Raw genomic sequence first — 26,924 nt, 5'->3', positions numbered from 1 at the left:
CATGACGGAGACCGTCACCGACAACCCGCAGAACCAGTTCCCCACCCCCGACCCGGCGCTCGGCACGCTCGAACCGCTCGTCGGCACGTGGCAGATGACCGGCAAGGACTTCGGCTCGGGCGACCCCCTGGGCGGCCGGCTGTCCTTCGAGTGGATGGAGGGCGGCTTCTTCCTCGTCCAGCACCACGAGATGGACCACGGGCACGGCACCATGAAGGGCGTGGAGTACATCGGCTACGAGGCCGAGACGGCGACGCTGCGCTCGCGGTACTTCGACAGCACGGGCAACGCCTTCACCTACGTGTGGAAGCTCCAGGACGGCGAGCTGAGCATCTGGTTCGGCGAGGAGGGCTCCCCCGCCGGTTTCACCGGCACGTTCAGCGCGGACGGCGCCACCATCTCCGGCCGCTGGGCGTGGCCGGGCGGCGGCTACGAGGCCACGATGACCAAGGTGAGCTGAGCACGCGCGAAAGGTGGCGGCGGGCCCTCGGCCCGCCGCCACCTTTTCGCGTCCGTCAGGCGGGCACGCGGGTCCTCTCCTCCTCCCGCTCGGCCTGCCGCCGCCCGGAGGAGGCGACCAGGCGCTCGCGCAGCCGCATCGCGGGCAGCTCGACCAGGTAGTAGCTGATGGTGGCGATGATCACGGTGCCGACCAGCACGACCGTGAGCAGCTCCCAGAACCCGGCCTTGCCCATCACCGCCGGCATGGGCAGCGGCGCGGCGCCGAAGATGCTGCCGTTCTCCAGCCACAGGTACTGCAGCACGAAGTGCCACAGGTAGACGCCGTAGGAGATGCGCCCGAAGAAGCGCATCGGGCGGTTGGTGAGCACGCCGTCGATGACCGCGGACCGCACGTTCGGCACGACGACGGGCGCGATGATGAGCAGCGCGAAGACGAGGAACAGCACCATCTCCGCCAGCGCCTCCGGCACGGTGGCGTAGTCGGCCATGCCGGGCTTGCCGAACGGCCGGATGCAGTTGACCACGTAGATCACCAGCGCGCCGAGCCAGAACAGCAGCGGCCGGCGGGCGACCGCCTGGTAGAAGCGCGGCGTGGTGTTCGTGGCCTCCGCGTACGCGGCCAGGATCGCCAGCCCCATGCCGATGGCCAGGAACCCGGTGAAGCCGATCACCCAGAAGTACTCGTACGGGAACGGCCCCATGAACTCCAGGTGGGTGTAGACGGTCCAGGCCAGCCCCACGAGCACGAACACGGCGAGCGGGACGATGAGGCGGCGCGCCTTGCCGGCGGGGGTGGCGGCCTTCCTGGCGTACCTGTCGAAGATCCACGCCAGGATCGGCAGCGCCAGGTAGAAGGTGACCTCGGCGGGGACGGTCCAGGTGGGTTCGAGGCCCGCGTAGCCCAGCTCGGGGCCCGGCACGTAGTTGTGCATGAGAAGCAGCGGGCTGAGCACGTACCAGACGCCGTCCACGCTCTTGGCGTTGAGCAGCAACAGCGCCGCGACGGCCACCAGCCAGTAGGCGGGCAGGATGCGCAGCATGCGCTTGATGAGGTAGCTCCTGATGGCCGGGCGGGGCGTGCCGACGATGGTCGCTCTGGCGAACGGCCGGTACAGCAGCAGTCCGGACATCACGAAGAAGGGCGGCAGCAACACGTTGAATCCCTGGACCAGAACGGCCCAGATGCTGTCGGCGGGCTTGTCGTAGAAGCCGATGACGCCGGCGGCGAAGGCGACGTGCACGATGATCACGCCGAGTGCCAGATATCCGCGCAAGCCGTCGAGCCGTGGCGCGCGTTTCCCGCCGCCACCGCCATTGCTGATGATTTCCGGTGATGTCATGGCATGCTTCCTCGCAGTCCGTTCGTTGGTGGGACCTGGCGCCATAGTCACGCCGCGCTCTTCACAGGCGCATCTCGTGGCGTGCTGGATTCGCCGCGATGGCAGGAAGCGGCCGATCCCGCGCAGGTAGCTGCTGCTCACGGGCATGGTGCGGGCCTTTCCTGAGGCGCACCGTTATGCACATGACGGAAAAAACTGATCTCACGTATTCCTCGTACCTGGCGCTCGACGAGATTCTCGGCGCGCAACGACCGGTTTCCGACGCCCATGACGAGACGTTGTTCATCGTCGTTCACCAGGTTTACGAGCTGTGGTTCAAGCAGACGTTGCACGAAATGGCGGAGCTGCAACTGGAGCTGGCGGGCGGATTCACCGCGCACGCGATGCGGACCCTGCATCGGCTGCTGCGCATCATGAAGCTGGCGGCGGCCCAGATGGACGTGCTGGAGACGATGACGCCCGCCCAGTTCTCCGCCTTCCGCGGCAAGCTCGGCACCAGCAGCGGCTTCCAGTCGGCGCAGTTCAGGGAGATCGAGGCGGTGCTCGGGCGGCGCGACGAGCGCATCCTGCTCGGCCAGCCGGAAGGCGACCCCGCCCGCGACAGGATCGCCGCCGCGATGGCCAAGCCGTCGCTGTACGACTCCCTGATCACCTACCTGTACCTGCGCGGCTACGAGGTGCCCAAGGACAAGCTGCACCGGGACGTGACCGAGCAGCTCGAACCCTCCGAGGACCTGCAGAGCCTGCTGCTGCGCGTCTACCAGGACGACACGGGCGCCGCGCAGCTCTGCGAGCGCATGGTGGACCTCGACGAGAGCATCCAGGAGTGGCGCTACCGGCATCTGAAGATGGTGGAGCGCACGATCGGCGCCAGGCCGGGCACCGCCGGCTCCAGCGGCGGCGGCTACCTCAGGGCGTCGCTGGCGCCCTGCTTCCCCGACCTGTGGGCGATCAGGAGCGCGATGTGATGGACCAGTCCGCGCGGCTCGCGCCGCACTACTCCCGCTTCCGCGTCTCCGAGCGGCTGCTGCTCACCGGCCACTCGCACCAGGCCTGGCCCGACGTGGCGCTGGCCGGGCAGATCGACGCGTTCCTGGACGCCGCCAGGGACGCCGACGACAAGTGGGCCGGCGCGTTCAAGACGGCCGACAGGGTCAGGGACGGGCTGCGCCGCTTCCTCGGCGACCCGCACGCGGAGCTGGCGCTCGGCGCCAGCACGCACGACCTGGTGCTGCGCTTCCTGTCCGCGCTCGACCTGCGGCGCCGCCCCCGGCTGGTCACCTCCGACGGGGAGTTCCACACGCTGCGCAGGCAGCTCGCCCGGCTGGCCGAGGAAGGCGTGGAGGTGACCGTGGTGCCCGCGCGGCCCGCGGGCACGCTCGCCGCCCGGCTGGCCGCCGCTCTCGACGGCGGCACCGCGGCGGTGCTGGTCTCCGCCGTGCTGTACGAGGACGCCCGCATCGTGCCGCACCTGGACGCGCTGGCCGCCGCCTGCCTGCACCACGGTGCGGAGCTGCTGGTGGACGCCTACCACGCGCTCGGGGTGGTGCCGTTCACGACGGCGGGGATCGAGCAGGCCTGGGTGGTCGGCGGCGGGTACAAGTACCTGCAGCTCGGCGAGGGCAACTGCTTCCTGCGCCTGCCCGATCACGCCGACCGGCTGCGGCCGGTGATCACCGGCTGGTTCTCCGAGTTCGCGGAGCTGGCCGACGAGCAGCGGCCGGGCGGCGCGGTCGGCTACCCCGTGGGCGCGCCGCGCTGGGCGGGCGCCACCTACGATCCGACCAGCCACTACCGCGCCGCCCGGGTCTTCGACTTCTTCGCCGAGCAGGGGCTGACGCCCGAGTTCCTGCGGGCGGTGTCGCTGCGGCAGGTCGGGCTGCTCGACTCCCGGTTCGACGCCCTGGACGTGCCCGCCCACGTGGCCTGCCGCGACAGGTCGGGGCGGCCCGAGGACTACGGCGGGTTCCTGGCGCTGCGGTCGCCGTACGCGGGGCGGCTGCGGGCCGCGCTGGCGGCGCGTGGGGTGCAGGCGGACAGCCGGGGTGACCGGCTGCGGCTCGGGCCCGCGCCGTACCTGTCGGACGAGCAGCTCGAACGGGCCGTGGAGCTGCTCGGGGAGGAGCTACGCGACCTGGTGCGCGCGGTCGGCGGGCGCCCGTCTACGGCCGGAACAGGCTCGCGTCCATGAGCGTGACGCCGGGCGCCTTGCCGATCGGGAAGCCGATGTGCGCCAGCACGTCGCGCTCGACGTCCACGCCAGGGGCGACCTCGGTCAGCACCAGCCCTTCCGCGGTCACGTCGAAGACCGCGCGCTCGGTGACGACCAGCGCCGACTGGCCGGCCGCGACGCCCTCACGCAGCCGGTACGTCACGTGATCCACACTGGGCACCAGCTTGGCCACCCGCCCCTCCTCCAGGATCCGCAGGCGGCCGGCCGTGCACTCGGCCCTGAGCCCATCGGTGGTCAGGGTGCCCGCGAAGACCAGGCGCGCGGCGCCGTGCGCGATGTCCACGAAGCCGCCCGCGCCGGGGTTGGCCGCGCCGAAGCGGCTGACGTTCACCCGGCCGAGCGCGTCGATCTGCGCGAACGCCAGCGCCGCGAACGGGCAGCCGCCGCCGTCGATGAAGTCGAACTGGGCGGGCCCGTCGAGCAGCGCGCGCGGCGCGTAGTTCGCGGAGAACTGCCAGCCGCTCATCACGATGCCGCCGAACGAGCCGTGCTCGGTGGTGAACAGGTGGTCGCGCAGCCCCTCGCCGTCCAGCGCGCCGTCCTCCGCCATGACCAGCACGGCGTCCGACGAGGCGCCGAACCCGAAGATGGACGTCTCCCCCCTGCGCACCTCCCGCGCCACCCGGCGCGCGATGACCTTGTCGGGCCCGGCGGGCAGCCGGGGCACGCGCGCCACCGCGCCGGGCACGTGCCCCAGATAGCCGGGGTCGTCGCGCACGCCCGTCCCGGTGGGCGCGTCGGGGACCACCACCACCCGGTCGACCAGCGCGCCGGGCACGCGCACCTCGCGCGCCGGCCGCTCCTCCGGCTCCACCAGCCGCGACACCTGCGCGATCACGGTGCCGCCGCACGCCTTCACCGCCAGGGCGATCGCCAGCGCGCTCGACAGCAGCGGCTGGTCCTCGAACGACAGGTTGCCGTCCGCGTCCGCGCTGCCCGCGCGGATCAGGCCCACGTCCAGCGGCCAGGCCGGGTACCACAGGTACTCCTGGCCGCCCAGCTCGACGAGCCGCACCAGGTCGTCGGTGGCCAGGCGGGTGAACTTGCCGCCGCCGTGCCGCGGATCGGCGTACGTGCCGAGGCCGACGCGCGTCAGGTAGCCGGGGCCGCGCCTGGCCACCTCGCGCAGCCAGTGCATGGTGGCGCCCATCGGCCAGGTGTAGGCCTCGACGAGGTCGTTCTGGATCAGCTCCGTCAGCGCGGGCCGCGCGCCCGTCTCCGGGTGGCGCGGGTTGATGAACGAGCCCGACACGATGCGGCGCATCAGGCCCTTCACCGCCACGTGGTCCATGCCGCGGATGCCCACGCCGTCGCCCGTGGCGCACGGGAAGTAGAAGGTCAGGTCGCGGGGCGTGCCGCCGTTCCGGAAGCGCTCGCCGAGCGCGGCCAGCAGGGCGTCGGGCGTGAGCCAGCCGATCACGCCCGTGCTCGCGACGGCCTGGCCGTCGCCGATGAGCGCCACCGCCTGCGCCGCGTCGCACACCTTACCGATCATGGGGTGCCTCACACCGGTGAGTGGAATCGTGTCAGGCTCCTGCGGGCGGCCTCGGAGCCGCAGTCCGCGCCGAACATCCACGCGGTACGCGCGTCCAGGGTCTCCGCGCGTTCGCCGACGGCGTCGGCCAGCGCCCGCTTGGCCGAGGCCACCGCGTGCGCGGGCAGCCGCGCCAGCCCTTCCGCCACCTCCAGGGCGCGCTCCAGCGCCTCCCCCCGGACGGTCAGCTCGTCGGCGGCGCCCAGCGCGTACACCTCGCCGCCCGTGAGCGGCCGCTCGCCCCACACCAGGCGGCGGGCCGTCACCGGCCCCACCCTGGCGACCAGGCTCTGCACGCCCCACGGCGGCACCCAGCCGAGCTGGACCTCGGGCAGGTGCCAGCGGGCGTCCCCGGCCGTGACGACGATGTCGCAGCTCGTGGCCAGCAGGAAACCGCCGCCCATGGCGAAGCCCTCGACCGCGGCGATCACGGGGATGCCGAGGTGCTGGATCTGCCTGGCCAGCCGTCCCGTGGCGGCTTCGTGCCGCACCATGGCGTCACTGTCCAGGCGGGACAGCTCCTTGAGGTCGGAGCCCGCGCAGAACCCCGGCGGCGTGCCCGTCAGCACGGCCACGCGCACACCGGGGTCGTCGTCCAGGCCGGCGAGCGCGGCGCCGAGCGCCTCCACCAGCTCGCCGCCGAGCGCGTTGCGGACCCGCGGCCGGTCCAGCCGCAGGACGGCCACGCCGTCGCCGCGCTCCCGCAGCAGGCTCATCTGCCCGCGAGCTCGGGGACCGCCCGCTCAGCCGACCGCTCAGCCGGCCGCTCTGCCGGCCATTCCGGCGACCGCTCCGCGGACCGTTCCGCCGACCGCTCCATGACCGGCCGGGTGGGGGCCGGGCGGTCGGGGGCCAGCCACGCCACGTCCACGACGCCGGGACGCTCGTGCGCCCACGACGCCACCGGCCGCCAGCCGTGCGCGGTCATGTGCGCGGCGATGCTGTCCAGCGTCGAACCGCCGTTGTAGCGGGCCGACACGCTGCCCTCGATCACGGCCAGCCGCAACCTGCTCAGGTCGGTGCCAGAAAGCACGTCCAGCTCGGCGCCCTGGGCGTCCACGACCAGCACGTTGCAGCCGTGCTGCACCTCGCTGACGGGGATGACCGGCACGCTGACCTGCCGCACCACGGCCATCGGCTGCAACGGCTCCAGCATGCTGGACTGCTTGTCATAGGGCGTGATGTTCAACGTCGCCCGGCCGCGCACGCGGCCCGCCGCCGCGGCCACCACCACGCGCGGCAGGTGCCCGTCGGCCGGCTCCGGCAGCCCGGCGGCCAGGTGGTGCACGCGCAACTGCTCACGCAACGCCGACAGATGGTCGAGGTTCGGCTCCATCATCACCAGGCGGCGGAACTTGCACGCCGTGAACGCCGACACCTCCTGCCCACGGTGCGCACCCACCTGCACCACACCCTGCGCCGGCACGCCCACCTGCCCGAGCAGGCCCGGCAGGTGGTCCTCCCACCGGGCGGTCACCTGATCCCGCACGATTACCTGGTTGCGCATCTGCTCGTCTCCTCCCGGTGGATGGCTCAGGCCAGTGTCATCGTCGATCACGCCCCGAGCCCGCCGCATCTCGCGTATTGCGCGGTACGGGCAGCACTCCGCGAGATGCGGCGGGGCCGCCCACCCGCGCATGATGGAGGAACTTCGACTTAAGTGGAGGAGCCATGCGGCGACCCCATGACCGCGACCTGATCACCTACCTCGACCGGCTGGAGATCCGCGACCCCGGCGAGCCGTCGCTCGACGCGCTGCGCGCGCTGCATCGCGCGCACGTCGAACGCGTGCCGTACGAGACGCTGGAGGTCCAGCTCGGCCGCCGGACCACCCTGGACCCGCGCGAGTCGATCGACCGGATCCTGCGCGGGCGCGGCGGCTACTGCGTCCAGCTCAACAGCGCGTTCGCCACGCTGCTGACGGCGCTCGGGTACGAGGTGAGCTGGCACCGCGCCGGCGTCCAGGCCGGCAGGCGGGCACCGGCGGGCGACGTCTCCTTCGCGCCTCACCTGGCGCTGACCGTCACGCTGGACGGGCTGCCGTGGCTGGTCGACATCGGGCTCGGCGACGGGCTGCTGGAGCCGCTGCCGTTGCGCGCGGGCAGCTACCGGCAGGGGCCGTTCGAGTTCCGCCTGTCGGCGTCGGACGTGCAGCCCGGCGGGTGGCGCTTCGACCACGACCCCCGGGGGTCGATCGCCGGGCTCGACATGGAGAGCGAGCCCGCCATGGCGGTGGACTTCGTGCAGTGGCATCCGTACCTGTGCACCTCGCCCGAGTCGCGGCTGGTGCGCGCGGCCGTCGTGCTGCGGCGCGACGCGGGCGGGGCGGACGCGCTGGTGGGGTGCATGTTGCGGCGGATCAGCGGCGAGGGGGTCAGCGAGGTCGAGCTGGCCACGCGGGCAGAGTGGTACGACGCGCTCAGCTCGGTGTTCGGGCTGCACCTCGGGGACGTCAACACCAAGGACCGGGCCGAGCTGTGGGCGAAGGTGCGGGGTGCGCACGAGGCGTGGCAGCAGCGCAAGGCGGCCGTGGCTGTCGCGTGAGGCGTGAGGGCTGTGGCCGAAGCCACAGCCCTCTGTCGTTTCTCAGGACACCCTGATGAGGAAGCGGCGCAGCCCGCGCCCGACCCAGCGGTCCCGGTGGTCGGGCGGCTCCGCGGCGGCCAGCGCGGGGAACCTGCGCAGCAGCAGCGGCAGCGCGATCCGCGCCTCCATCCGCGACAGCGGCGCCCCCAGGCAGAAGTGCGCCCCGGCGCCGAAGCTGAGCGGCTGGATGTCGCCCCGGTCAGGGTCGAAGCGGGTGGGGTCAGGGAAGCGGCGCGGATCCCGGTTCCCGGCCCCCAGCATGAGCACCACCTTCGTGCCGCCCTCCAGCGGCGTGCCCAGCAGCTCCATGCCCGTCTCCGCCCACCGGCTGGTGGCCTGGACGGGCGTCTCGAAGCGCAGGACCTCCTCGACGTACGCGGTGGCCCGCTCCGGCTCCTCGCGCAGCCGCGCGGCCTGCGCCGGATGCTCGAAGGCCAGCCTGAGCCCGTGCCCGAGCAGGAAGCTGGTGGTCTCGAAGCCGGCGGTGAGCAGCAGCATCAGGTTGCCGACCAGCTCGTCGTGGCCGAGCCTGGCGCCGCCGTCGTCGTGCGCGCGCACCAGCGCGGTCAGCATGTCGCCGGCGGGGTGGCGGCGGCGGTGCTCGATGAGGTCGCCGAAGTAGCCGGCCAGCTCGTCCATCGCCTGGTCGGCTGCGCCGAGCCGGGAGATGTTGGTGATGCCTTCGAGGGCGATCGTCAGGTCGGAGGCCATCGCGCGGAACCACTGCTGGTCCTCTTCCGCGACGCCGATCAGCGCGCTGATGACCGCGATCGGCAGCCGGGAGGCGAACTCGGCGATGTAGTCGACCGGGGCGCCGCCCGCGCCGAGGTCGTCCAGCCTGTCGAGGAGCCGGTGCACCATCCGCTCGACCGACTCGCGCATGGCCGCCACGCGCGCGGCGGTGAAGCCGCTGCTGACCAGGCGGCGCATGCGGGCGTGGTCGGGCGGGTTGCGGTAGAGCATGGAGTCGGTGTAGCCGCGCAGCGACGAGTGGTCGCGCCAGGGCGGGTAGATGACGTCGTAGCTGGCCGCGTCCTGGACGCGGAGCCGGTTGTCGCGCAGCGCGCGGGAGATCTCGGCGTAGCCGACGACGACCGTGAGGCCCGGCCGGACCGGGACCACGGGGCCGTGCGCGCGCAGCGCCTCGTAGAGCGGGTAAGGGTCGCGGCGGCCTGCGGGCGACACCAGCGCCGCCACCGCCTCCCCGGGCGTCGTCCCGATCACACCGGCGGTGCTCACGCGCGTGCCACCAGACGGACGATCTTCAGGTTGTCGGCGGGATGCACGGACGCGACCTCCAGCCCCACGTCGGCGGCCAGCGGCCGCAGATCGCCGATCCCCCGCTCCCTGCCCCCGTAGTACACGAGCATCCGCAGGTCCATCCCGGTCCGCGGCGACTCGCCGTCCGCGCCGAAGTCCTCGATCACGAACACCGACCCGCCCGGCCGCACCGCCTGCGCGCAGCGGCCCAGGATGACGCGGGCGTCGTCGTCGCTCCAGTCGTGCAGGATCCACGACAGCAGGTACCCGTCGGCCCCGGCGGGCAGCGGGTCGAAGAAGCTGCCGCCCACGGCGCGCCCGCGTTCCGACAGCCCGGCCGCCTCCAGCGCCGCCTGCGCGGTGCGCGCGGTGTCCGGCTGGTCGAGCACGGTGCCGTGGAGCGTGGGGTAGGCGGTGAGCAGCGCGACGAGCAGCGAGCCGTTGCCGCCGCCGACGTCCACGAGGTGGCCGAGCGTGCCCCAGTCGTACCCGGCGGCGATGGCCGGCGCCCTGGCGGGCATCTCGGCCGCCATGCGGGCGTCGAAGGCGGCGGCGCGGGCCGGGTCGGCGGCCAGGTCGTCCCAGAAGGAGCGGCCGAACTGGCGGGGGAAGGCCGCCTCGCCCGTGCGCACGCTGTGCAGGAGGTGCGCGAACGACAGCTCGGCCCGCCCCTCCCAGCCTTCGAGGTCGAGCATGGCGCGCATGCCGGCCGGATGGTCGTCGCGCAGCTCCTCGCCCAGGGGGGTCAGCGTGTAGGCCCCTGAGGGGTCCCTGCCGAACACGCCCCTGGCGGCCAGGTAGCGCATGAGCCGTTCGAGCGCGCCGGGGTCGGCGCCCACCGCGCTCGCCAGCTCCTCGCCGGTGCCCGGCCCTTTGGCCAGCCGGTCGGCGATCCGCAGCGTCGCGGCCACCCGCAGGGCCATTGGTGTTCCCAGATGGGCCAGCGCCCACAGCCGTTGCTCGCTCACGCGGCCATCGTCACACCGGCCCTCGCGGCCCGGCACCTCCCAGAGTGCCGCAACAGCGCACGGCGCGAGATGGCCGCGGCGGGCCAGGATGCCAGGCTGGAGGGGCGAAAACGCCGCCTGGAGCAGGGAGATGCCGATGCCCGCGACGCGCCCGATGACCGGCAGCGAGTACGTCGAGAGCCTGCGTGACACCCGGGAGATCTACCTCTACGGCGACCGCGTCAAGGACGTCACCGAGCATCCCGCCTTCCACAACCCGGTGCGGATGACGGCCAGGCTGTACGACGCCCTGCACGACCCGGCGACCCGCGACCAGCTCACCTGCCCCACGGACGGCGGCGGCGAGGGCTACACCCACCACTTCTTCACCACGCCGCGCACCGTGGACGACCTGGTGGCCGACCAGCGGGCGATCGCCACGTGGGCGAGGATGAGCTACGGCTGGATGGGCCGCAGCCCCGACTACAAGGCCTCCTTCCTCGGCACGCTGGGCGCCAACGCCGACTTCTACGCCCCCTTCGCCGACAACGCCCGCCGCTGGTACCGCGAGTCGCAGGAGAAGGTCCTGTACTGGAACCACGCGATCGTGCACCCGCCGGTGGACCGCAACCTGCCGCCCGACCAGGTCGGCGACGTGTACGTGCACGTGGAGCGGGAGACCGACGCCGGGCTGGTGGTGAGCGGCGCGAAGGTGGTGGCGACGGGTTCGGCGCTGACGCACTACAACTTCCTGGCCCACTACGGCCTGCCGGTCAAGAAGCGGGAGTTCGCCCTGGTGGCGACGGTGCCGATGGACGCGCCCGGGCTGAAGCTGATCTGCCGCCCGTCGTACACGGTGGCGGCGGCGCTGACGGGCAGCCCCTTCGACTATCCGCTGTCGTCGCGGCTGGACGAGAACGACAGCATCCTCGTGCTGGACAAGGTGCTCATCCCCTGGGAGAACGTGTTCATCTACGGCGACCTGGGCAAGGTGCAGCTCTTCACCGGCCGTTCCGGCTTCATCGAGCGTTTCACCTTCCACGGCTGCACCAGGCTGGCGGTCAAGCTGGAGTTCCTGGCGGGCCTGCTGCTGCGCGCCCTGGAGATCACCGGCACGAAGGACTTCCGCGGCGTGCAGAGCCGGGTCGGCGAGGTGCTGGCCTGGCGCAACCTGTTCTGGGCGCTGTCGGACGCCGCCGCCCGCAACCCGGTGACGTGGAAGAACGGCGCGCTGCTGCCCAACCCGCAGTACGGCATGGCCTACCGCTGGTTCACGCAGGTCGGCTACCCGAGGATCAGGGAGATCATCCTCCAGGACGTGGCCAGCGGCCTCATCTACGTCAACTCGGGCGCGGCCGACTTCAAGAACCCCGACATCCGCCCCTACCTGGACAAGTACCTGCGGGGCTCGGACGGGTCGGGGGCCGGGGAGCGGGTGAAGGTGATGAAGCTGCTGTGGGACGCCGTCGGCTCGGAGTTCGGCGGCCGGCACGAGCTGTACGAGCGCAACTACGCGGGCAACCACGAGAACACCAGGATCGAGCTGCTGTTCGGGCAGATGGCGTCGGGCCAGCTGGAGGAGTACGCGGCGTTCGCCGACCAGTGCCTCAGCGAGTACGACCTGGACGGCTGGACGGTGCCCGACCTGTCCTCGTTCGACGGTTTACGACAGACAGACAGCCTCTGAGAAAGGGCGGAAGCATGCGGCCGTTCCGTATCGAGATTCCCGATCACGACCTGCGTGACCTGCACCGCAGGATCGACGACACCCGCTGGCCGGACGAGCTGCCCGGCACCGGCTGGGAGCGTGGGGTGCCGCTGACGTACCTCAAGGAGCTGGCCACCTACTGGCGGCACGACTTCGACTGGCGGGCGGCGGAGGCGGAGCTGAACCGCCACCCGCAGTTCGTCACCGAGATCGACGGCGCCACGGTGCACTTCCTGCACGTCAGGTCGTCGCGGCCGGACGCGGTCCCGCTGCTGCTGACGCACGGCTGGCCCGGCTCGGTGGCGGAGTTCCTGGACGTGATCGGGCCGCTGACGGAGCCGGACGGCGACGGGCCCGCCTTCCACCTGGTGATCCCGTCCATCCCGGGCTTCGGCTTCTCCGGCCACACGCGGGAGGCCGGGTGGCATCCGTACCGGGTGGCGCTGGCCTGGGCGGAGCTGATGCGGCGGCTGGACTACGACCGCTACCTCGTCCAGGGCGGCGACGCCGGCGCGGTGATCTCGCTGGAGCTGGCCAGGCTCGCGCCGGACGCCGTCATCGGCGCGCACGTCAACATGCTCATGGCCTTCCCCTCCGGCGACCCGGCCGAGCTGGACGGGCTGCCGCCTTCCGACCTGGCGCGGCTGGGCGGGCTGGCCCGGTTCGACCAGGAGCTGTCCGGCTACATGAAGCTGCAGTCCACCCGCCCGCAGACGCTCGCGTACGCGCTCACCGACTCTCCGGTGGGGCAGCTCGCCTGGATCGTGGAGAAGTTCCGCGACTGGACGGACTCCGCCCAGGCGCCCGAGGACGCGGTCGCCAGGGACCGCATGCTGACCAACGTGTCGATCTACTGGCTGACCGCGACGGCCGGCTCGTCGGCGCGGTTCTACTACGAGGGCGCGGAGGGGCTGCGGCAGGCGGCAGAGGGGCACACCCCGCCGCCGATCACGGTGCCGGTGGGCGTGGCGGTCTTCCCCCGGGACATCTTCGTGCCGGTACGCAGGCTCGCCGACCGCGACATCCCGACCATCACGCACTGGACCGAGTTCGACCGTGGCGGGCACTTCGCCGCGCTGGAGCAGCCGGAGCTGCTGGTCGGCGACGTCAGGGCGTTCGCGCGGTCACTGATCTGAGATCGAGAAGGCGCCGGCGGTCACAGACCGCCGGCGCCTTTCCCTTTCTGGCCGTCACCCCCGCAGCACCGGGAGCGGCTGGGCCGCCTCCTCCTCCGTCGCGTGCCTGCCGCCGCCGGCCAGCACGCGCAGCATCAGTCCTGGCCGCATGAGCGCCTGCGGCGGATCGACGAGCCCGGCCACCCGCATGAATGCGGCGGTGACCGCGCCGTCGCGGGCCGCCGCGGCGTGCAGCCGTCCCATGTAGGCGTTGGCCATCCGCACCTTCAGCGTGCGCGGCCCGCTCACGCCGGGGAAGGCCAGGTCGGCGCCCGCGGAGATCTCCCACGGCACGTCGATGACGCGGGAGATGTCCTGGAAGAACGCCTTCCACCGCGGCTCGCCGCCCCGCCGCAGGTGGTCGCGCAGGATGATGGACTCCATGGCGGCCACGGTCATGCCCTGCCCGTACACGGGGTTGAAGCTGCACGCCCCGTCGCCGAGCACCAGCAGGCCGTCGGGGAAGCCGGGCAGCCGCTCGTAGCGGCGCCGCACGCTGGCGGGGAAGGTGAAGGTGACCCCCTCGTCCAGCGGTTCCGCGTCGCGGATCGCCTCGTAGATGTCGGGCACGGGCAGGGACTTGGCGAAGGCCAGGAAGCCCTCGTAGTCGGCGGGCGGGTGGTCGCCGAGTATGCCGGTGAGCGAGAGCATGCTCATGTCGCCGGGCAGCTTGGGGAAGAACGCGCCGCGCGGGTTGGCCGGGGAGGCCACCGGGTTGATCGACAGGTCGTCGCCGTACGGGTCGGACCGCAGCCGGAAGTGGCGGGTGGTGTAGGCCAGGCCGATCTTCACCCGGTCCTCGTCCGGCCGCTCGTAGCCGAGCTCGCGCAGCCACGCGGGCGTGCGCGAGCCCCGTCCTGTCGCGTCGATCACCAGGTCGGCGGCGAGCGGCTCCTCCTGCCCGTCGCTGTGCCGCACCCTCACGCCCGTGACGCGGGCGCCGGTCACGGTGGGGGCCAGGATGTCGGTGCGTTCCAGGAAGCGCACGTTGTCCAGAGCCGCCACCCTGAGCCTGACCTGCTCCTCCAGGACGGGCCTGGTGGCCGATACGCTGACCAGCCCGCTGGGCGCCTGCCGCAGCCTGCGGCCGTTGAAGTACCAGCGCAGCCGGGTGGCCATGTCGCCCGCGGGCACGCCGTCGTCGATGAGCCGCTGGGTCAGGCCGGGGAACAGCTCGTCGAGTATCTGCTGGCCGCGGGCGAGCAGGGCGTGCGCGTGGCAGCCGTGGGGAACGCCTCTGCGCGGGCCGCTCGCCCCCGTCAGCGTGTCCCTGTCGATCACCAGGACCTCGGTGTAGAACTCGGACAGCACGCGGGCCGACAGCAGGCCCGCCATGCCGCCGCCGAGCACCACCGCGCGGTCCGCGACGTGGCCGGCCATGTCAGTCACGCGGGCTGTTCTGGTAGGCGGCCAGCCGCCACTGCCCGTCCTGCCGGACGACGAGCCAGGACGCGCGGATCGCCCGCTCGGCGGGAACCTCGCTCTCGCCCGGGGCGAGCACGCCGCCCTGGGTGATCAGCACGCCGCAGTCGTCGTTGAAGAAGCGCACGTCGATGGGCGTGCCGGTGACCCGGGTGCCCTTGTACGGCCCGGCGAAGGCGGCGGTCATGAAGCCGCGGATCTCCTCGCGGCCCTTGCGGTACTGGCCGGGGAGGATCATCGTGGCGTCCTCGGTGAAGACGGCGGCGAAGGCGTCGGCGTCGTGCGCCGCCCAGGCCTCGATCACTCGCTGCGGCAGCGCTGCCACGGCTGCCTGGTCGGGGGCGTGTGCGGGTGCGGTGGTCATGGTGTCTCCTCCGGGCGTGTTCAGATGTAGAGCGTGTCGGGCTCGAGGCCGCACAGGATGCGGCCGTACAGCTCGGCGTTGGTGTTGGGGTGCATGAGCGCGTGCTGGTTGACGGCGTGGATGTCGCGCGCGATGCGCTGGATCGGCACGTCGCTGTAGATGGACGAGCCGCCGCTCGCGGTGGCCAGGATGTCCACGGCCTCCTTGCCGAGCCTGCACACGGCGCCCAGGTCGGCGCGGGCGCGCACCCGCTCCTCGACGCTCCACGTGGCGCTCTGCGCGGCCTTGCCGTCCACCGTGGCGGCGAGCCGGCCGGCGTGGAACTCGGTCTGGTCGATCTTGAACGTGGCCTCGGCGACCTGGAGGTGGGTCAGCGGCGCGGCGCTCTGGCTCTCATACCCGGTGTAGGTGATCTTGCGCTGGGGCAGCCGCTCGAAGAAGACCTCCCTGGCGGCCTTGGCCAGGCCGAGCACGGTGCCGACGGACGAGGCGGAGGCCACGGGCAGCAGCGGCGGCCGGTAGATCGCCGAGCCGGCGCTGGCGCCGTCGGCGTGCGCGCCCTCCAGGATCGCGCCGAGCGGCATGACCCTCTCGGCGGGGACGAACAGGTCCTGCGCCACGGTGCTCACGCTGCCGGTGCCGCGCAGGCCGGAGGTGTGCCAGTCGTCGATGACGATCAGGTCCGACATCGGGACGAGCGCCATGATGGGCTCGGGCGGCGCGTCCTCGCTGAGGACGACGGCCACGATCTCCTGCCAGTGGCTGTGGTGGGCGCCGCTGACGAACCCCCACTTGCCGTTGACGACGATGCCGCCGTCGGTGCGCGCGGCCATCGCGGTCGGGCTGAGCGTGCCGCAGATGCGCACGTCAGGCGTGGCGAACACCTCGTCCTGGACCGCCTCGGGGAAGTGGCAGGCCATCCAGGTGGGGATCCAGTAGACGGAGGCGGTCCAGGCGGTCGAGCCGTCCGCCCTGCCCAGCTCGGTGGCCACCTCGACCAGCGTCCTGGTGTCCGCCTCGTGGCCGCCGTAACGGCGTGGCGTCCTCAGCCTGAAGACGCCCGCGTCGGCCATTGCTGCTATCGACTCCTCGTGGAGCCTGCGGTTCTCCTCCGCCCATGCCGCGTGCCCGCGCAGAACAGGGACGATCTCCGAGGCGCGGCGAACGAAGTCTTCCCGCGCCGGAGCATCGGTCACCAACACGATGTCCTCCCAGACGTCAGTCGAGGAACTGCCCACCTGAACGTCCCATTCGGACATTGACGTGCGCATCTCCTGACGTGCGTGATTGCGTGGCACGCCAGGAGATGCGGGCGGGCGCGGCGCGGGCGAGGCTGGGGAAAAACCCGAGACGAAGGGTCCGCGCAGCATGACAGTCGTCACCGATGCCCCAGGGGCTCCGCCCGAGCCCGGTCTCACCCCCGAGATGATCGTCGCGCGCGCGGAGGCCATGGTGCCCGCCCTCATCGCGCGCCAGGCCGAGACGGAACAGCGCACCTACTACGCGCAGGACACCCACGAGGCCTTCGCACGGGCCGGCTTCTACCGCATCCTGGTGCCGCGCCGCTTCGGCGGCTACGAGTTCGGCGTCGAGACGTTCCTGCGCGTGTCGATGACGCTGGCGCGCGGCTGCCCCTCGACCGGCTGGATGTACTCGCTGGGCACGGCGCACGCGCTGGCGGTCGCCACCCTGTTCGGCGAGCGGGCGCAGGCCGAGCTGTTCGCCGGCGGCGACTTCGTCTGCCCCGCGACGGTGGCGCCCAGCGGCGCCGCGACACGCGGCGCGGACGGCCAGTGGATCCTCGACGGCACCTGGAACTACTGCTCGGGCGCCCCCTACGCCACCCACTTCATGGGCCACGTGGTGGTGGACGGCGCGCCCATGCTGTTCGTCGCGCCGCGCGAGCGGTGGCGCCGCCTGGACGACTGGGGCAACCAGCTCGGCCTCAAGGGCAGCGGGTCGCACAGCGTCGCCTTCGACCAGGCCGCCGTCCCCGCCCACTTCACGCTGCCGCTGCACCTCAGCCAGACGTCCGTGGACGGCGGCACGCCCGGCCTGTCGCTGCACGGCAACCCCGAGTACGGCGGCGGGCCGCTCAGCTTCATGCTGCTCGACAGCGCCACCGTGATGCTGGGCATGGCCAAGGGCGCGCTGGACGCCTACGAGGAGCTGATGCGGGTCAGGACGACGGTGTTCCCGCCGTTCTCGCTGCGCGCCGAGGACCCTGACTACCAGTTCTGGTACGGCGAGGCGGCCGGTCTCCTCGCCACGGCGGAGGCGGCCTGGTCGGACGCTATCCGGCAGTGGCAGCGGGCCTGCGCCGACGGCGCCTTCACCCGGGAGCGCGATCTGCGGATCGCCACGATCAGCCGGGAGGTCGCCCGGCTGTCCTGGCGCGCGGTGGAGCGCTGCCTGTTCCCGACGGCGGGGTCCAGCGCGGTGCGCAACGGGGAGCGGATCGAGCGGATCTGGCGGGACATGTCCACGCTGCACAGCCACGCGGGGTTCGCCGTCTTTCTGTCCACGGTGGCCAACAGGGAGCTGGCCCGCGCCCACTTCGGCCTCGGCTGACCGGCCCGCCGAAGAAGGGGGTCCGCCCTGCGGGGCGGGCCCCCTTCCGTGTGGCATCCGACGCGCGCGGCCTTCCGGGCACGGCCTTCCGGGCACGGCCTTGCTTGCGGGCGCGGCCTTGCTTGCGGGCGCGGCCTTGCGGTGGTCAGGCTGTCAGGGCGGGCTCCTGCTCCTTCTCCGGTTCCGGGTGGTGGTGGCCGGCGAAGGGGGCCAGGTGGCGGAGCTGGGTCAGCGCCAGCAGGGCGAGCCCGGCGAACAGGACGGCGTTGACCGCCCCGACCGCGTGCAGCCCCGTCGTGAAGGCGGCGCGGGCGGCGTCGAGCAGGTCCGCCGCCTGCGCGGGAGGCAGCGCGGCGGCCACGCCGACGGCGCCGGTGATGCTGTCACCGGCCACGGCGGGCGCGCCGGCCGGCAGGACCAGCTCGCTCCGGTAGACGGCGGTCCCGAGCGTGCCCAGCGTCGCGATGCCCAGCGCCACGCCGAACTCGCCGCCCGTGGCCACCATCGACGCGGCCGAACCGGCCTTCTCCGGCGGGCTGCTGGCCATGGCGACCTGGTTGACCAGACCGCCGACGGGGCCGACGCCGAAGTAGCACACGGACAGGAACACGACGAGCAGGATCACCCCGCCCACCGCGACCTGGGTGATGAGGACCTGGCCCAGCACCGCGATGAGCATGCCGCCCCCCAGCACGTACGCCGGCCGCACCTTGGCCGCGACCTTGGGCGTGAGATTGATGGAGACGATCAGCACGAGCGAGGGGATGAGCAGCCACAGCCCGGCCACCAGCGGCGACAGCCCTTCGACCGTCTGGAGGAACAGCGCGACCTCCATGCCCGTGCCCGTCTGCAGCGAGCCGCAGAGCATCCCGATCACGACGGCGGCGGTGAAGGCACGGTGGCGGAAGAGCCGCAGGTCGAACAGCGGATGTTCCAGCCTCCGCTGCCGGTGGACGAAGACCGCGCCCACGACCAGCCCGGCGGCGACCGCGGCCAGCGGCCCGGCCGCCCAGCCGTCCCTGGCCACCGCTTTCAGCCCGTAGATCAGCGGCAGGATGGCGCCCAGTGACAGCACGACGCTGACCAGGTCCAGCCGCCCGCCGGCCGGATCGCGGAACTCCGGCAGCAGCGGCAGCGCCGCGATCAGCAGCAACATGACCGGCACGCCCATCACGAACACCGAGCCCCACCAGAACCGTTCGAGCAGCGCGCCGCCGACGGCGGGGCCGAGCGCGATGCCGACCATGAACGCGGTCCCCCACACGGCCATGGCCTGCCCGAACTGCTTCGGGTCGCGGAACATGACGCCGATCAGGGCCAGTGTCGAGGGCAGCAGCGTCGCTCCGGCGATGCCGAGCAACGCCCGGCACACGATCAGCATCTCGGGGCTGGTGGACATGGCCGCCACCAGCGAGACCACGCCGAAGGCCGCGCCGCCGACGAGCAGCAGCCTGCGTCTGCCGATCCTGTCGCCCAGCGAGCCCATGGTGACCAGGAAGCCCGCGGTCATGAAGCCGTAGATGTCGGTGATCCAGAGCTGCTGCGTGGCGTTCGCGCCCAGATCGACGCTCAGGTGCGGCAACGCCAGGAACAGCACGCTGATGTCCAGGGACACGAGCATGGTGGGCAGGGCCAGCGCCGCCAGCCCCATCCATTCCTTCCGCCCCGCGCGCGGGGCGCCGTCGTGGGTCACGTCCTCACTCCTCGTCTGTTGCCGGTCATGTGGTCAGCTCGATCCGGGTGTGATCGCCCACCACGAGCCGGTGGTGCGCCTGTCCGGGCGCCACGGTGGTGAAGCGTCCGATGAGCGAGCCGCGCAGGCTGGCCTCCTCGATCGAGGCGCCGTGGAGCACGATCGAGTCGGCGATGCGGGTGGCGCGGACCACGCAGCCCGTGCCGATGGAAGTGTTGGGGCCGACGTGGCTGTCCTCGATCAGGGTGCCCGCGCCGATGATCGCGGGGCCCTCGATCGTGGAGGCGACGATCCGCGCGCCGGGCTCGATGACCACCTCGCCGCGCACGTCGCTGATCGCGTCCAGGTGGCCGGCGATGCCGCGCGCCTGCGTGGCCAGCATCCTGCGGTTGCAGTCGAGGACGTCGTCCACTCGGCCGGCGTCGGTCCAGTACCCGTCGTAGACGCTCGCCCTGACCTCGTGGCGGTGGTCGACCAGCCACTGGACGGCGTCGGTGATCTCCAGCTCGCCGCGCCGTCCGGGGGTGATCCGCTCGACCGCCTCGTGCACGGCGGCGGTGAAGAAGTAGACGCCGACCATCACCAGGTCGCTGGCGGGCCGTTCGGGTTTCTCCGTCACGCGCAGGACCGCGCCCGCCGGGTCCGCCTCGACCACCCCGAACGCGCGCGGGTCCGCCACCCGGCGGACCACGAGCTGCGCGGCGGGCCGCAGCGCCCGGAACTCCTCGGCGATCGGGCCGATCCCGCCGGTCAGGACGCAGTCACCGAGATACATGACGAAGTCGTCGTCGCCGAGGAAGCCGCGGGCCAGCTTCACGCAGTGGGCCAGCCCCAGCGGACGGAGCTGGCGGATGTAGGTGACGCGCGCCCCGAACCGGGAGCCGTCGCCGACGACCTCGGCGATCTGCGCCCGCCTGTCGCCGACGACGAGACCGATCTCGGTCACGCCCAGCTCGCGCAGGCTCTCCAGCACGTGCTCAAGGACCGGCTTGTTCGCGATCGGGATGAGCTGCTTCGGCATGGAGTGGCTCAGGGGGCGCATGCGGGTGCCTGACCCGCCGGACAGCACCAGAGCCTTCATGGTGGCCAGAATCCCAACGCGCGGGTGCCCACATCATCTCTGACCGTGCTGGATGACAAGGGGTGCGGGCCTGTCCCGGACCTGGCTCGGCTCGATGCGGGTCCTGTCCCGGACCTGGCTCGGCTCGATGCGGGTCCTGTCCCGGACCAAGCTCAGCTCGGCGGCCAGGATGGGGCCGATGACGCTCAGCGGGCCTGGGCGCATCATGTCCACGTGGCGGCAGTCGACGCGGCGCACGTCCAGGCGGCCGTCGATGTGGCGCTCCCAGGCGCGCGGCGTCAGCGTGCCCCTGCTCTCCCTCGCCGCCTCCAGGTGGAGCACGTCGCCGTGGAAGGTGCCGGGCAGCGCGCGCCGTACGGCGGCGCGGGTGCCGAGCGCGGTGTCCACGAGTTCCGACAGCAGCCGCTCGCTCAGACCGCTGTGACGGGCCAGCCGCCGCAGGACTCGTGTGGCGTCCTCTCCTGGGTCCTGGCGTGCGCGGGTGCCGAGGTCCGTGGCGAGCGTGCGGGCCAGGTCCAGCCTGTCGCTCTCGCTGTCCACCGGACGCGGCTCCTCGCCTGTGCTCGGGAACGAGTCGAGCAGCGCCAGGAACGCGACGCGCGCGCCTTGCCGCTGCAACCCGCACGCCACCGCGTGCGCGATGCTGCCTCCCGCCGACCAGCCCATGAGCTGGTACGGCCCGTCCGGCTGCGCCGCGCGGATCGTGGCCAGGTAGTCGGCCACCATCGCGGCCAGGTCGCGTGCGGGCCGCCGCCTGGCCTGCAAGCAGTGGACGGGGCGGCGGCCCAGGTAGGGCAGCAGGCCCGCGTAGCACCAGCCGAGCCCTGACAGGGGGTGGACGCAGAACAGTGGCACGCCGGAGCCGGTCGTCCGCAGCGGCAGCAGCACATCGGTGTTCATGAGCGGTCAGTTTGCGTCCGGCCGGCCGCTCACGCACCCTCATGCGTGCGCCGCCGCTCCCCCGCGACCTCGGGAACGGCGGCCCGGTCGGCGGGGCGACCGATGGGACGGTCGGGGGTGCGGTCGGGGGTGCGGTCGGGAGTGCGGTCGGCAGCGCGGTCGGGGGTGCGGTCGGGGGTGCGGTCGGCGATCCCGGCCAGCAGACCGGCCAGCGGCCCCGGCGCGGAGATCATCGGCCAGTGCCCGGTGTGCAGGGTCTCGAAGTCCCAGGAGGGCGCCATCCGCATGGCCGTCACGTCGGCGGCGATCTGCCCGTCCACGTGCTCCATGGAGCAGACGACGTAGGTGGCCCGCTGGTCGGCGAGCGGCCGGGCCAGCTTCACGGGGTCGGCCACGGTCCGCCCTGGGTGGCCCACGAAGCGCCGGGCGAGCGCATGGGCCTGCCGCGCCGTCAGCCCCTGCCCGTCCCCCACCACGGACGCGTCGGGCGCCGGCCACCGGCCCTCGTTGTCGGCGATCTGCCGCAACTCGCTCTCACGCAACCGCTCGGGAAAGGCGTGCAACAGCGACTTGCCGTCGTGCGGCAGGAACCCCTCGACGTACACGGTGTGCGCCACCCGGTCCGGCATCCGGTCGGCGACCTGGCCGACCACCAGCCCCGAGTAGCTGTGGCCCACCAGCACGACGTCACGCAGGTCCCGCTCGTCCAGCACCGCCATGACGGCTTCCACGTGGCACTCCAGCCCGACGTGGGACACGTCCTCCCGCGCGCTGGCTAGCCCGGGCAGGGTGACGGCCAGCGCGTCGTGGCCGAGCTCACGCAGGCGCTGCGACACCGTCTCCCAGCACCAGGCGCCCATCCACGGACCGGGCACGAGGACGATCTGTGTCTTCATGGCGCTCTCCATTCACCAACTGCGATCAGTTCACGTCAATGCCTGTCCTCTCACTGTCGGGCCGGCCGTCGTCCTCCTCCACGGGAGCGCGTGGCAGGAAGGTGCAACGCGCCTGCAGCTTGCTGACTCCGTTTTATCTGGTTTGCCGGACGCCGGGATCGCAAAGTTGGAAGTGCAAGCGAGAACGGCTCCGAAAAACCAAACTTGAGAAAGAGGCAGTGAAATGACGAACGCGATTCTTTCCCCGCGGATTTCCGGCAACATTGTCAAGCTCGCGGCGGCGGTCGCCACCTTCGGTGCGGCTTTCGGACTTGGTGCCGGCGCGCTGGACCTGGTGGCGGAGCGCGGGATCGACTCGGTGCAGGCCGACCCGAACACCTGGCCGGTGCCCGCCGCCGCCCCTGACCCCAACACCTGGCCGAAGACGGTCGCGGCCCCCGACCCCAACACGTGGCCGGTCCCGGCCGGCGACCCCGGCAACACCTGGCCGGTTCCCGCCGACGACCCCGACAACACCTGGCCGTCCGCCTAGGAAGGAGTTTCCAGGAAATTGCGCCGGACATTGACGATGAAGGGAGCGATATAAAACGAACACCACGGAAAGACCCCCGCGGACGCCGCGGGGGTCTTCGTTTTTGCGCGCCCGGACAAAAGGCCGGGCGTGCGCGTTCTCACCGTCCTGCTGCGCGGCCGTCCCGGCGCGCCGTCCTGCTGTGCAGCCGTCCCGCTGTGGGGTCGCTGTGGGGCCGCTGCGGGGCCGCTCCGGCACCCGCGGCAACAAGGTGCCACGGCACGCCGAGGGGCTCGCCGTGTCGACGGCGAGCCCCTCGGCGCGGGTTCCTCGGCGCGGAAGGCGCGGCAGGCGCGGAAGGCTCCGCGCTCACCCCGACGGCTGCCGCTCCCACGCCCGGTACGCCGTCTCCCGCAGCTCCTCATCGGCGGTCCGCTCCACCCGCGCCATCGCCATGCGCAGGAGGGGCGGCGCCATGACGGACGTGACCACGGCCACCAGGATGATCATCGTGTACACCTCGACGCTGACGATGCCCAGCCGCAGCCCCACCATGGCCACCACGACCTCGATGACCCCGCGCGCGTTCAGCCCGGCGCCCAGGGCGAGCGCCTCCCACCGGTTGAGCCTGCTCAGCTTGGCTCCCGCGTACACGCCGAGGAACTTGCCGACGACGGCGACGGCCAGCACCGCCAGCCCCGCCAGCAGCACCGGCGGCTCGGACAGCGCGGTCAGATCCATGCGCAGGCCCGCCGTGGCGAAGAAGACGGGCGCCAGCGCGCCGAGCACCACGGTACGCAGCGGCGCCAGTCTGGCCGGGTCCACCTTGCCCGCGCCGCCGATGAGGATGCCCATCACGAACGCCCCGAAGACGGCCTCCAGGCCGAGGGCGTGCGTGGCCGCGCCGGCGAGCACGATGAGCACGACCGTGGTCGCCACCGTGGGCCCGGCCCCCTCGGATCTGGCGGCCAGCCGGAGCGAGCCGCGCACCAGCGGCCTGCCGACGGTGAGGGCGAACACGACGATGGCGGCGAGGTAGGCCAGGGACGTCAGCACGGTCCCGGTCGAGACGGTGTGCACGGCCATGGCGCTGACGATCGACAGCATGAACCAGCCGAACGCGTCGTCGATCATCCCGGCGGTGAGCGAGAGCTGGCCGACGTTGCGGTGGATGAGCTTCATGTCCATCAGCGTCTTGGCGAGCACGGGGATGGCGCTGACGCACATGGCCACGCCCAGGAACAGCGCGAAGACCGTGCCGTCGGCGCCGTCCGGGATGAGGGAGCCGGGGATGAGGAAGCCCGCGGCGACGCCGAGCCCCAGCGGCACCACGAGCCCGCCCACGCTGACGCCCGCCGCCGTCGCCGCGCGTCTGCGGACCAGGCCCATGTCCAGGTGGATGCCGGTCAGGCCGACCAGGAGGATCACGCCGAGCTGCCCGACCGCGTCGAGCAGGTGGAACTGGCCGGGCTGGGCGGGGAACAGCCACTGCTGGAAGTCCGGCGCGAGGTGGGCCAGCAGCGAGGGGCCCACCAGCACGCCGGCGAGCAGCTCACCCACCACGGACGGCAGTCTCAGCCGGGTCGCGAGGGCGCCCAGGGCGAGCGCCAGGAGCAGCAACGTCCCGATCTGGAGCAGGAAGATCAGCAATTGGTGTGCACCGATGGGCGCGACGGGGGTCATGACGTTCTCCTCAGATCGCGGCGCCGCGAGGGTGCGCGGCGCCCAGAAAAAGCACGGTAAAAGCCCGGAAAAAGCCGGAAAAAGTGATGGGGGTGGTCGTCAGGCGGCGATGCGCTTGCGGTCCACCTTGCCGGTGGACGTGCGCGGGAACGGGTGCTCGACCAGCCGGATGGCCGACGGGATGGCCGCTCGCGGCAGCCGGGTGGCGCAGTGCGCGCGCAGCCGCAGCCCCGACAGCCCGCTCGTGCGGGTCCTGCGGACGAACGCGGTGAGCCGGACGTCGGCGCCTTCGCCGTCCGGCACGACCACGGCCTCGACGACGTCGTCGTGCTCCAGCAGGACGCGTTCGATCTGCTCGGGATTGACGCGGACGCCGCGCACCTTGAGCTGGAAGTCGTCCCGGCCAACGAGGAACAGCCGCCCGCCGGGGTCGCGGCGGACCAGGTCGCCGGTGCGGAAGTAGGCGTGCCCGTCGGCGCCGGTGACGAAGCGGCCGTTCGAGGCGCCGGGCTCGGCCGTGAGGTACCCGGTGGTCTGGAACGGCGTGCGGACCAGCAGCTCCGCGGCGTCCGCACGTTCCGGGTCCGAGGGGCGTTCGAGGACGGCGACGACGCCGGGCAGCGGTTCGCCGATGGGCAGCGGGCCGGGGGCGGCGGCCTCGGCCGCGTCGAACTCGTACCAGAAGCTGTCGTTGGTCTCGGTGCAGCCGTAGACGTTGTAGTAGCGGGCGTTGGGGAACCTGTCCGGCAGGGTCGCCCGTACGGAGGCGGGCGCGTGGTCCCCGGTCACGATGACGTGCCGGACTCCGGGGAAGGCGCCCTCCGCGAGCAGCTGGTACAGCATGGGCACGCCCTGGACCACGGTCACGTCGCAGGCGGCGAAGAAGTCGCCGACGTGCCGAGGGTTGGCGGCCACGGCGGGGTCCACGAGGGCGACGCAGCCGCCGTGCCGCAGCGTGGCCCAGATGTCGAGCAGGCACAGGTCGAAGTTGAGCGGCGCGTAGTTGAGCACCACCTCGCCCGGGCCGAGGCCGAAGGCGTCGCCCGCCCAGCCGGTGAAGCCGCTGACGGCGCCGGCGGACAGCGGGACGAGTTTGGGGGTGCCCGTGGAGCCCGAGGTGGTCAGGATGAAGGCGGTGTGGGCGGCGGTGACCGGCGCGGGCTGGGGAAGGGCGGGGCCGTCCGCGCCGGCGATGACGCGGGTGACGAGGCCGGGGTGTTCCGCAGCCTGTTCGGGGTCGGTGGCGAGCACCTGGGCGCATCCGGCCCGCTCGCACAGCTCGCGCAACGCCACCGCGCCGAGGTCGATCGGCGGCAGCAGCACCGGCCGTCCCGCCGCGAGGCAGGCGAGCACGAGCGCGATCGCCTCCGGCGACTTCTTGGCCAGGACCGCGACCGGCCCGGGTGGCAGGGTGGTCAGCTCCGCCTGGGCGTGTCCGGCGAGTGCGGCGAGCTCGCCGTAGCTGACCACCCCCTTACGGGTACGCAGGGCAGGCGCGGCCGGGTCGGACTTCGTCCGGGCGAGGAAACCGTTCAGCAGTTCCGTTGTCGTCATGTGTCGAGCTTCGGCGACCGGGGGGCCGGGAACCAGGCGGAGGGGCGTCAGCTACGTGCCGGTGACCGTCAGCTTCCTGCCGTCAGGACCGCACGTCCTCCAGCTCGGGAGCGGGGGCGGGCTCGGCCTCGGCGCGGGTGGCCAGCACGGACCCGGCGAGGATGAGCACGAAGGAGGCGACGATCAGCCCGGTCAGCGGCTCTTGCAGGACGAGCACCCCGGCGGCGATGGCGACGGCCGGGTTCACGTACGTGGAGACCAGCGCCCGCGACGGCCCGGCCTCCTTGATGAGCTCGACGTACACCACGAACGCCAGCCCCGTGCAGAGCACCCCCAGCCCGAGCAGCGCGGCCAGCACGGCGCCGCTGGGCATGGCGGACGGCCAGGTCCAGGCGGCGGCGGGCGCGTAGACGAGCGCGGCGAGGCCGAGGCAGGCCGCCGTGAGCGGGATGGTGGGCACGTCGCGCAGGTAGCGGTCGGCGATCAGCGGGGCGATGGCGTAGGCGAGCACGACCAGCAGCACCTCGGTGATCGACCAGGCGCTCCCGCCGCCCAGGTGCGGCCAGGCGAGCACGGCGGTGCCGACGACGCCGAGTGCCAGCCCGGCCCAGCGGGCCCTGCCCAGGCGCTCCTCGCCGCCGGTCATGCGAGCCAGCAGCACGCCGAGGATGGGCGCGGCGGCGATCAGCAGCCCGGCGGTGGAGCTGGAGAGCTGCCGTTCGGCGTCGGACAGCAGCCACCAGGGGGCGAGGATCTCCAGGAACGCGAACGCGGCGACCGGCCGCCAGTGCTTCCTGAGCCTCCCGAGTTGCCCGCCGCGCAGCGCGAGGGGCAGGAGCAGCGCGGCGCCGATGGCGGTGCGGGCGAAGACCAGCACGGGCACCGGCACCTCGGCCACCGCGACCTTGATCAGCAGGTAGGGAATGCCCCACATGACAGATATCAGGGCGAACAGCACCCAGCCACGGCGACTCATGAGCTTCTCCTTCCAGAATTCGCCTGTA

General features: G+C 72.5%; 24 protein-coding genes. 8 read left to right on the top strand and 16 right to left on the bottom strand.

What is annotated here, in order from left to right; all coding sequences use genetic code 11:
- The first annotated feature begins 1 nt into the window (after position 1).
- A complete protein-coding gene (locus FXF51_RS02690; RefSeq protein WP_148432586.1) occupies positions 2–460 on the top strand; it encodes a DUF1579 family protein in 459 nt (152 codons plus the stop codon).
- A 55-nt stretch (positions 461–515) separates the two neighbouring features.
- On the opposite strand, the gene FXF51_RS02685 is transcribed toward FXF51_RS02690, so the two are convergent.
- Complete coding sequence (locus FXF51_RS02685; protein WP_187414132.1) at positions 516–1,802, bottom strand: acyltransferase family protein; 1,287 nt, start codon at positions 1,800–1,802, stop codon at positions 516–518.
- A 182-nt stretch (positions 1,803–1,984) separates the two neighbouring features.
- On the opposite strand from FXF51_RS02685, the gene FXF51_RS02680 reads away from it, so the two are divergent.
- Complete coding sequence (locus tag FXF51_RS02680) at positions 1,985–2,770, top strand: tryptophan 2,3-dioxygenase (protein WP_148432584.1); 786 nt, start codon at positions 1,985–1,987, stop codon at positions 2,768–2,770.
- Positions 2,770–3,993, top strand: a complete 1,224-nt coding sequence (locus tag FXF51_RS02675) for a kynureninase (protein ID WP_148432583.1) — start codon at positions 2,770–2,772, stop codon at positions 3,991–3,993. The genes FXF51_RS02680 and FXF51_RS02675 overlap by 1 nt, the downstream gene beginning before the upstream one ends.
- On the opposite strand, the gene FXF51_RS02670 is transcribed toward FXF51_RS02675, so the two are convergent.
- Genes FXF51_RS02670 through FXF51_RS02660 form a run of 3 tightly spaced genes read right to left on the bottom strand, consistent with a single transcriptional unit; the run spans position 3,965 to position 7,076 of the window.
- Positions 3,965–5,530: a CoA-transferase gene (locus FXF51_RS02670; RefSeq protein WP_222871088.1), complete on the bottom strand. Its 1,566-nt coding sequence runs from the start codon at positions 5,528–5,530 to the stop codon at positions 3,965–3,967. The two genes, FXF51_RS02675 and FXF51_RS02670, sit on opposite strands and share 29 nt — an antisense overlap.
- An 8-nt stretch (positions 5,531–5,538) precedes the next feature.
- The gene (locus tag FXF51_RS02665; protein WP_148432582.1) at positions 5,539–6,285 is read right to left on the bottom strand and encodes an enoyl-CoA hydratase/isomerase family protein; all 747 of its coding nucleotides are present in this window, start codon (positions 6,283–6,285) and stop codon (positions 5,539–5,541) included.
- Positions 6,282–7,076, bottom strand: a complete 795-nt coding sequence (locus tag FXF51_RS02660; protein ID WP_187414130.1) for an FkbM family methyltransferase — start codon at positions 7,074–7,076, stop codon at positions 6,282–6,284. Before FXF51_RS02660 ends, FXF51_RS02665 begins: the two co-directional genes overlap by 4 nt.
- A 164-nt stretch (positions 7,077–7,240) precedes the next feature.
- Between FXF51_RS02660 and FXF51_RS02655 the strand changes: the two genes are divergently transcribed.
- A complete protein-coding gene (locus tag FXF51_RS02655; protein WP_148432580.1) occupies positions 7,241–8,113 on the top strand; it encodes an arylamine N-acetyltransferase family protein in 873 nt (290 codons plus the stop codon).
- A 42-nt stretch (positions 8,114–8,155) separates the two neighbouring features.
- On the opposite strand, the gene FXF51_RS02650 is transcribed toward FXF51_RS02655, so the two are convergent.
- Positions 8,156–9,394 (bottom strand): cytochrome P450, encoded by a 1,239-nt coding sequence (locus tag FXF51_RS02650; protein WP_148432579.1) that lies wholly within the window; start codon positions 9,392–9,394, stop codon positions 8,156–8,158.
- A complete protein-coding gene (locus FXF51_RS02645; RefSeq protein WP_262379246.1) occupies positions 9,391–10,383 on the bottom strand; it encodes an acetylserotonin O-methyltransferase in 993 nt (330 codons plus the stop codon). The genes FXF51_RS02650 and FXF51_RS02645 overlap by 4 nt, the downstream gene beginning before the upstream one ends.
- A gap of 136 nt (positions 10,384–10,519) precedes the next feature.
- Between FXF51_RS02645 and FXF51_RS02640 the strand changes: the two genes are divergently transcribed.
- Both FXF51_RS02640 and FXF51_RS02635 read left to right on the top strand, forming a co-directional pair.
- Positions 10,520–12,049: a 4-hydroxyphenylacetate 3-hydroxylase family protein gene (locus tag FXF51_RS02640; RefSeq protein ID WP_262379245.1), complete on the top strand. Its 1,530-nt coding sequence runs from the start codon at positions 10,520–10,522 to the stop codon at positions 12,047–12,049.
- 14 nt (positions 12,050–12,063) lie between these two features.
- Positions 12,064–13,206 (top strand): epoxide hydrolase family protein, encoded by a 1,143-nt coding sequence (locus tag FXF51_RS02635; protein WP_148432577.1) that lies wholly within the window; start codon positions 12,064–12,066, stop codon positions 13,204–13,206.
- A 54-nt stretch (positions 13,207–13,260) separates the two neighbouring features.
- Here the strand turns inward: FXF51_RS02635 and FXF51_RS02630 are convergent, their stop codons facing one another.
- Genes FXF51_RS02630 through FXF51_RS02620 form a run of 3 tightly spaced genes read right to left on the bottom strand, consistent with a single transcriptional unit; the run spans position 13,261 to position 16,233 of the window.
- Positions 13,261–14,625 carry an FAD-dependent oxidoreductase gene (locus FXF51_RS02630; RefSeq protein WP_148432697.1) on the bottom strand — a complete coding sequence of 455 codons (1,365 nt, stop codon included), beginning with the start codon at positions 14,623–14,625 and terminating at the stop codon, positions 13,261–13,263.
- A gap of 1 nt (position 14,626) precedes the next feature.
- Positions 14,627–15,031: an SgcJ/EcaC family oxidoreductase gene (locus tag FXF51_RS02625; protein ID WP_148432576.1), complete on the bottom strand. Its 405-nt coding sequence runs from the start codon at positions 15,029–15,031 to the stop codon at positions 14,627–14,629.
- 20 nt (positions 15,032–15,051) lie between these two features.
- Positions 15,052–16,233, bottom strand: a complete 1,182-nt coding sequence (locus FXF51_RS02620) for an acyl-CoA dehydrogenase family protein (protein ID WP_222871087.1) — start codon at positions 16,231–16,233, stop codon at positions 15,052–15,054.
- A gap of 166 nt (positions 16,234–16,399) precedes the next feature.
- Between FXF51_RS02620 and FXF51_RS02615 the strand changes: the two genes are divergently transcribed.
- Positions 16,400–17,602, top strand: a complete 1,203-nt coding sequence (locus FXF51_RS02615; protein WP_148432574.1) for an acyl-CoA dehydrogenase family protein — start codon at positions 16,400–16,402, stop codon at positions 17,600–17,602.
- 145 nt (positions 17,603–17,747) lie between these two features.
- On the opposite strand, the gene FXF51_RS02610 is transcribed toward FXF51_RS02615, so the two are convergent.
- From FXF51_RS02610 to FXF51_RS02595, 4 genes are read right to left on the bottom strand one after another with little or no spacing between them, the layout of a single operon-like run.
- Positions 17,748–19,295 (bottom strand): MFS transporter, encoded by a 1,548-nt coding sequence (locus tag FXF51_RS02610; protein WP_148432573.1) that lies wholly within the window; start codon positions 19,293–19,295, stop codon positions 17,748–17,750.
- A gap of 25 nt (positions 19,296–19,320) precedes the next feature.
- On the bottom strand, positions 19,321–20,376 hold the full coding sequence (locus FXF51_RS02605; RefSeq protein ID WP_148432572.1) for a glucose-1-phosphate thymidylyltransferase: 1,056 nt from the start codon (positions 20,374–20,376) through the stop codon (positions 19,321–19,323).
- A gap of 33 nt (positions 20,377–20,409) precedes the next feature.
- Positions 20,410–21,276 carry a thioesterase domain-containing protein gene (locus tag FXF51_RS02600; protein WP_148432571.1) on the bottom strand — a complete coding sequence of 289 codons (867 nt, stop codon included), beginning with the start codon at positions 21,274–21,276 and terminating at the stop codon, positions 20,410–20,412.
- Positions 21,277–21,305: 29 nt separating this feature from the next.
- Entirely contained in the window at positions 21,306–22,172 is an 867-nt protein-coding gene (locus tag FXF51_RS02595; RefSeq protein ID WP_187414129.1) for an alpha/beta fold hydrolase, read from the bottom strand.
- Between the two features lie 223 nt (positions 22,173–22,395).
- Here FXF51_RS02595 and FXF51_RS02590 point away from each other — a divergent pair, with 223 nt between their 5' ends.
- Positions 22,396–22,704, top strand: coding sequence for a hypothetical protein (locus FXF51_RS02590; RefSeq protein WP_148432569.1), 309 nt, complete (start codon positions 22,396–22,398; stop codon positions 22,702–22,704).
- Between the two features lie 348 nt (positions 22,705–23,052).
- On the opposite strand, the gene FXF51_RS02585 is transcribed toward FXF51_RS02590, so the two are convergent.
- The 3 genes from FXF51_RS02585 to FXF51_RS02575 all read right to left on the bottom strand — a co-directional run bounded on the left by FXF51_RS02585 (position 23,053) and on the right by FXF51_RS02575 (position 26,896).
- Positions 23,053–24,366, bottom strand: coding sequence for a cation:proton antiporter (locus FXF51_RS02585; protein ID WP_148432568.1), 1,314 nt, complete (start codon positions 24,364–24,366; stop codon positions 23,053–23,055).
- Between the two features lie 99 nt (positions 24,367–24,465).
- Positions 24,466–25,920 (bottom strand): AMP-binding protein, encoded by a 1,455-nt coding sequence (locus FXF51_RS02580; RefSeq protein WP_148432567.1) that lies wholly within the window; start codon positions 25,918–25,920, stop codon positions 24,466–24,468.
- Positions 25,921–26,002: 82 nt separating this feature from the next.
- Positions 26,003–26,896, bottom strand: a complete 894-nt coding sequence (locus FXF51_RS02575) for a DMT family transporter (RefSeq protein ID WP_148432566.1) — start codon at positions 26,894–26,896, stop codon at positions 26,003–26,005.
- Between the last annotated feature and the right edge of the window lie 28 nt (positions 26,897–26,924).

Origin of the sequence: Nonomuraea sp. PA05 (assembly GCF_008086045.1) — a bacterium.
In the GTDB taxonomy this organism is placed as follows: domain Bacteria; phylum Actinomycetota; class Actinomycetes; order Streptosporangiales; family Streptosporangiaceae; genus Nonomuraea; species Nonomuraea monospora.
Note: the sequence above shows the minus strand (reverse complement) of the source record. Positions and strands in the feature narration are given on the sequence as shown.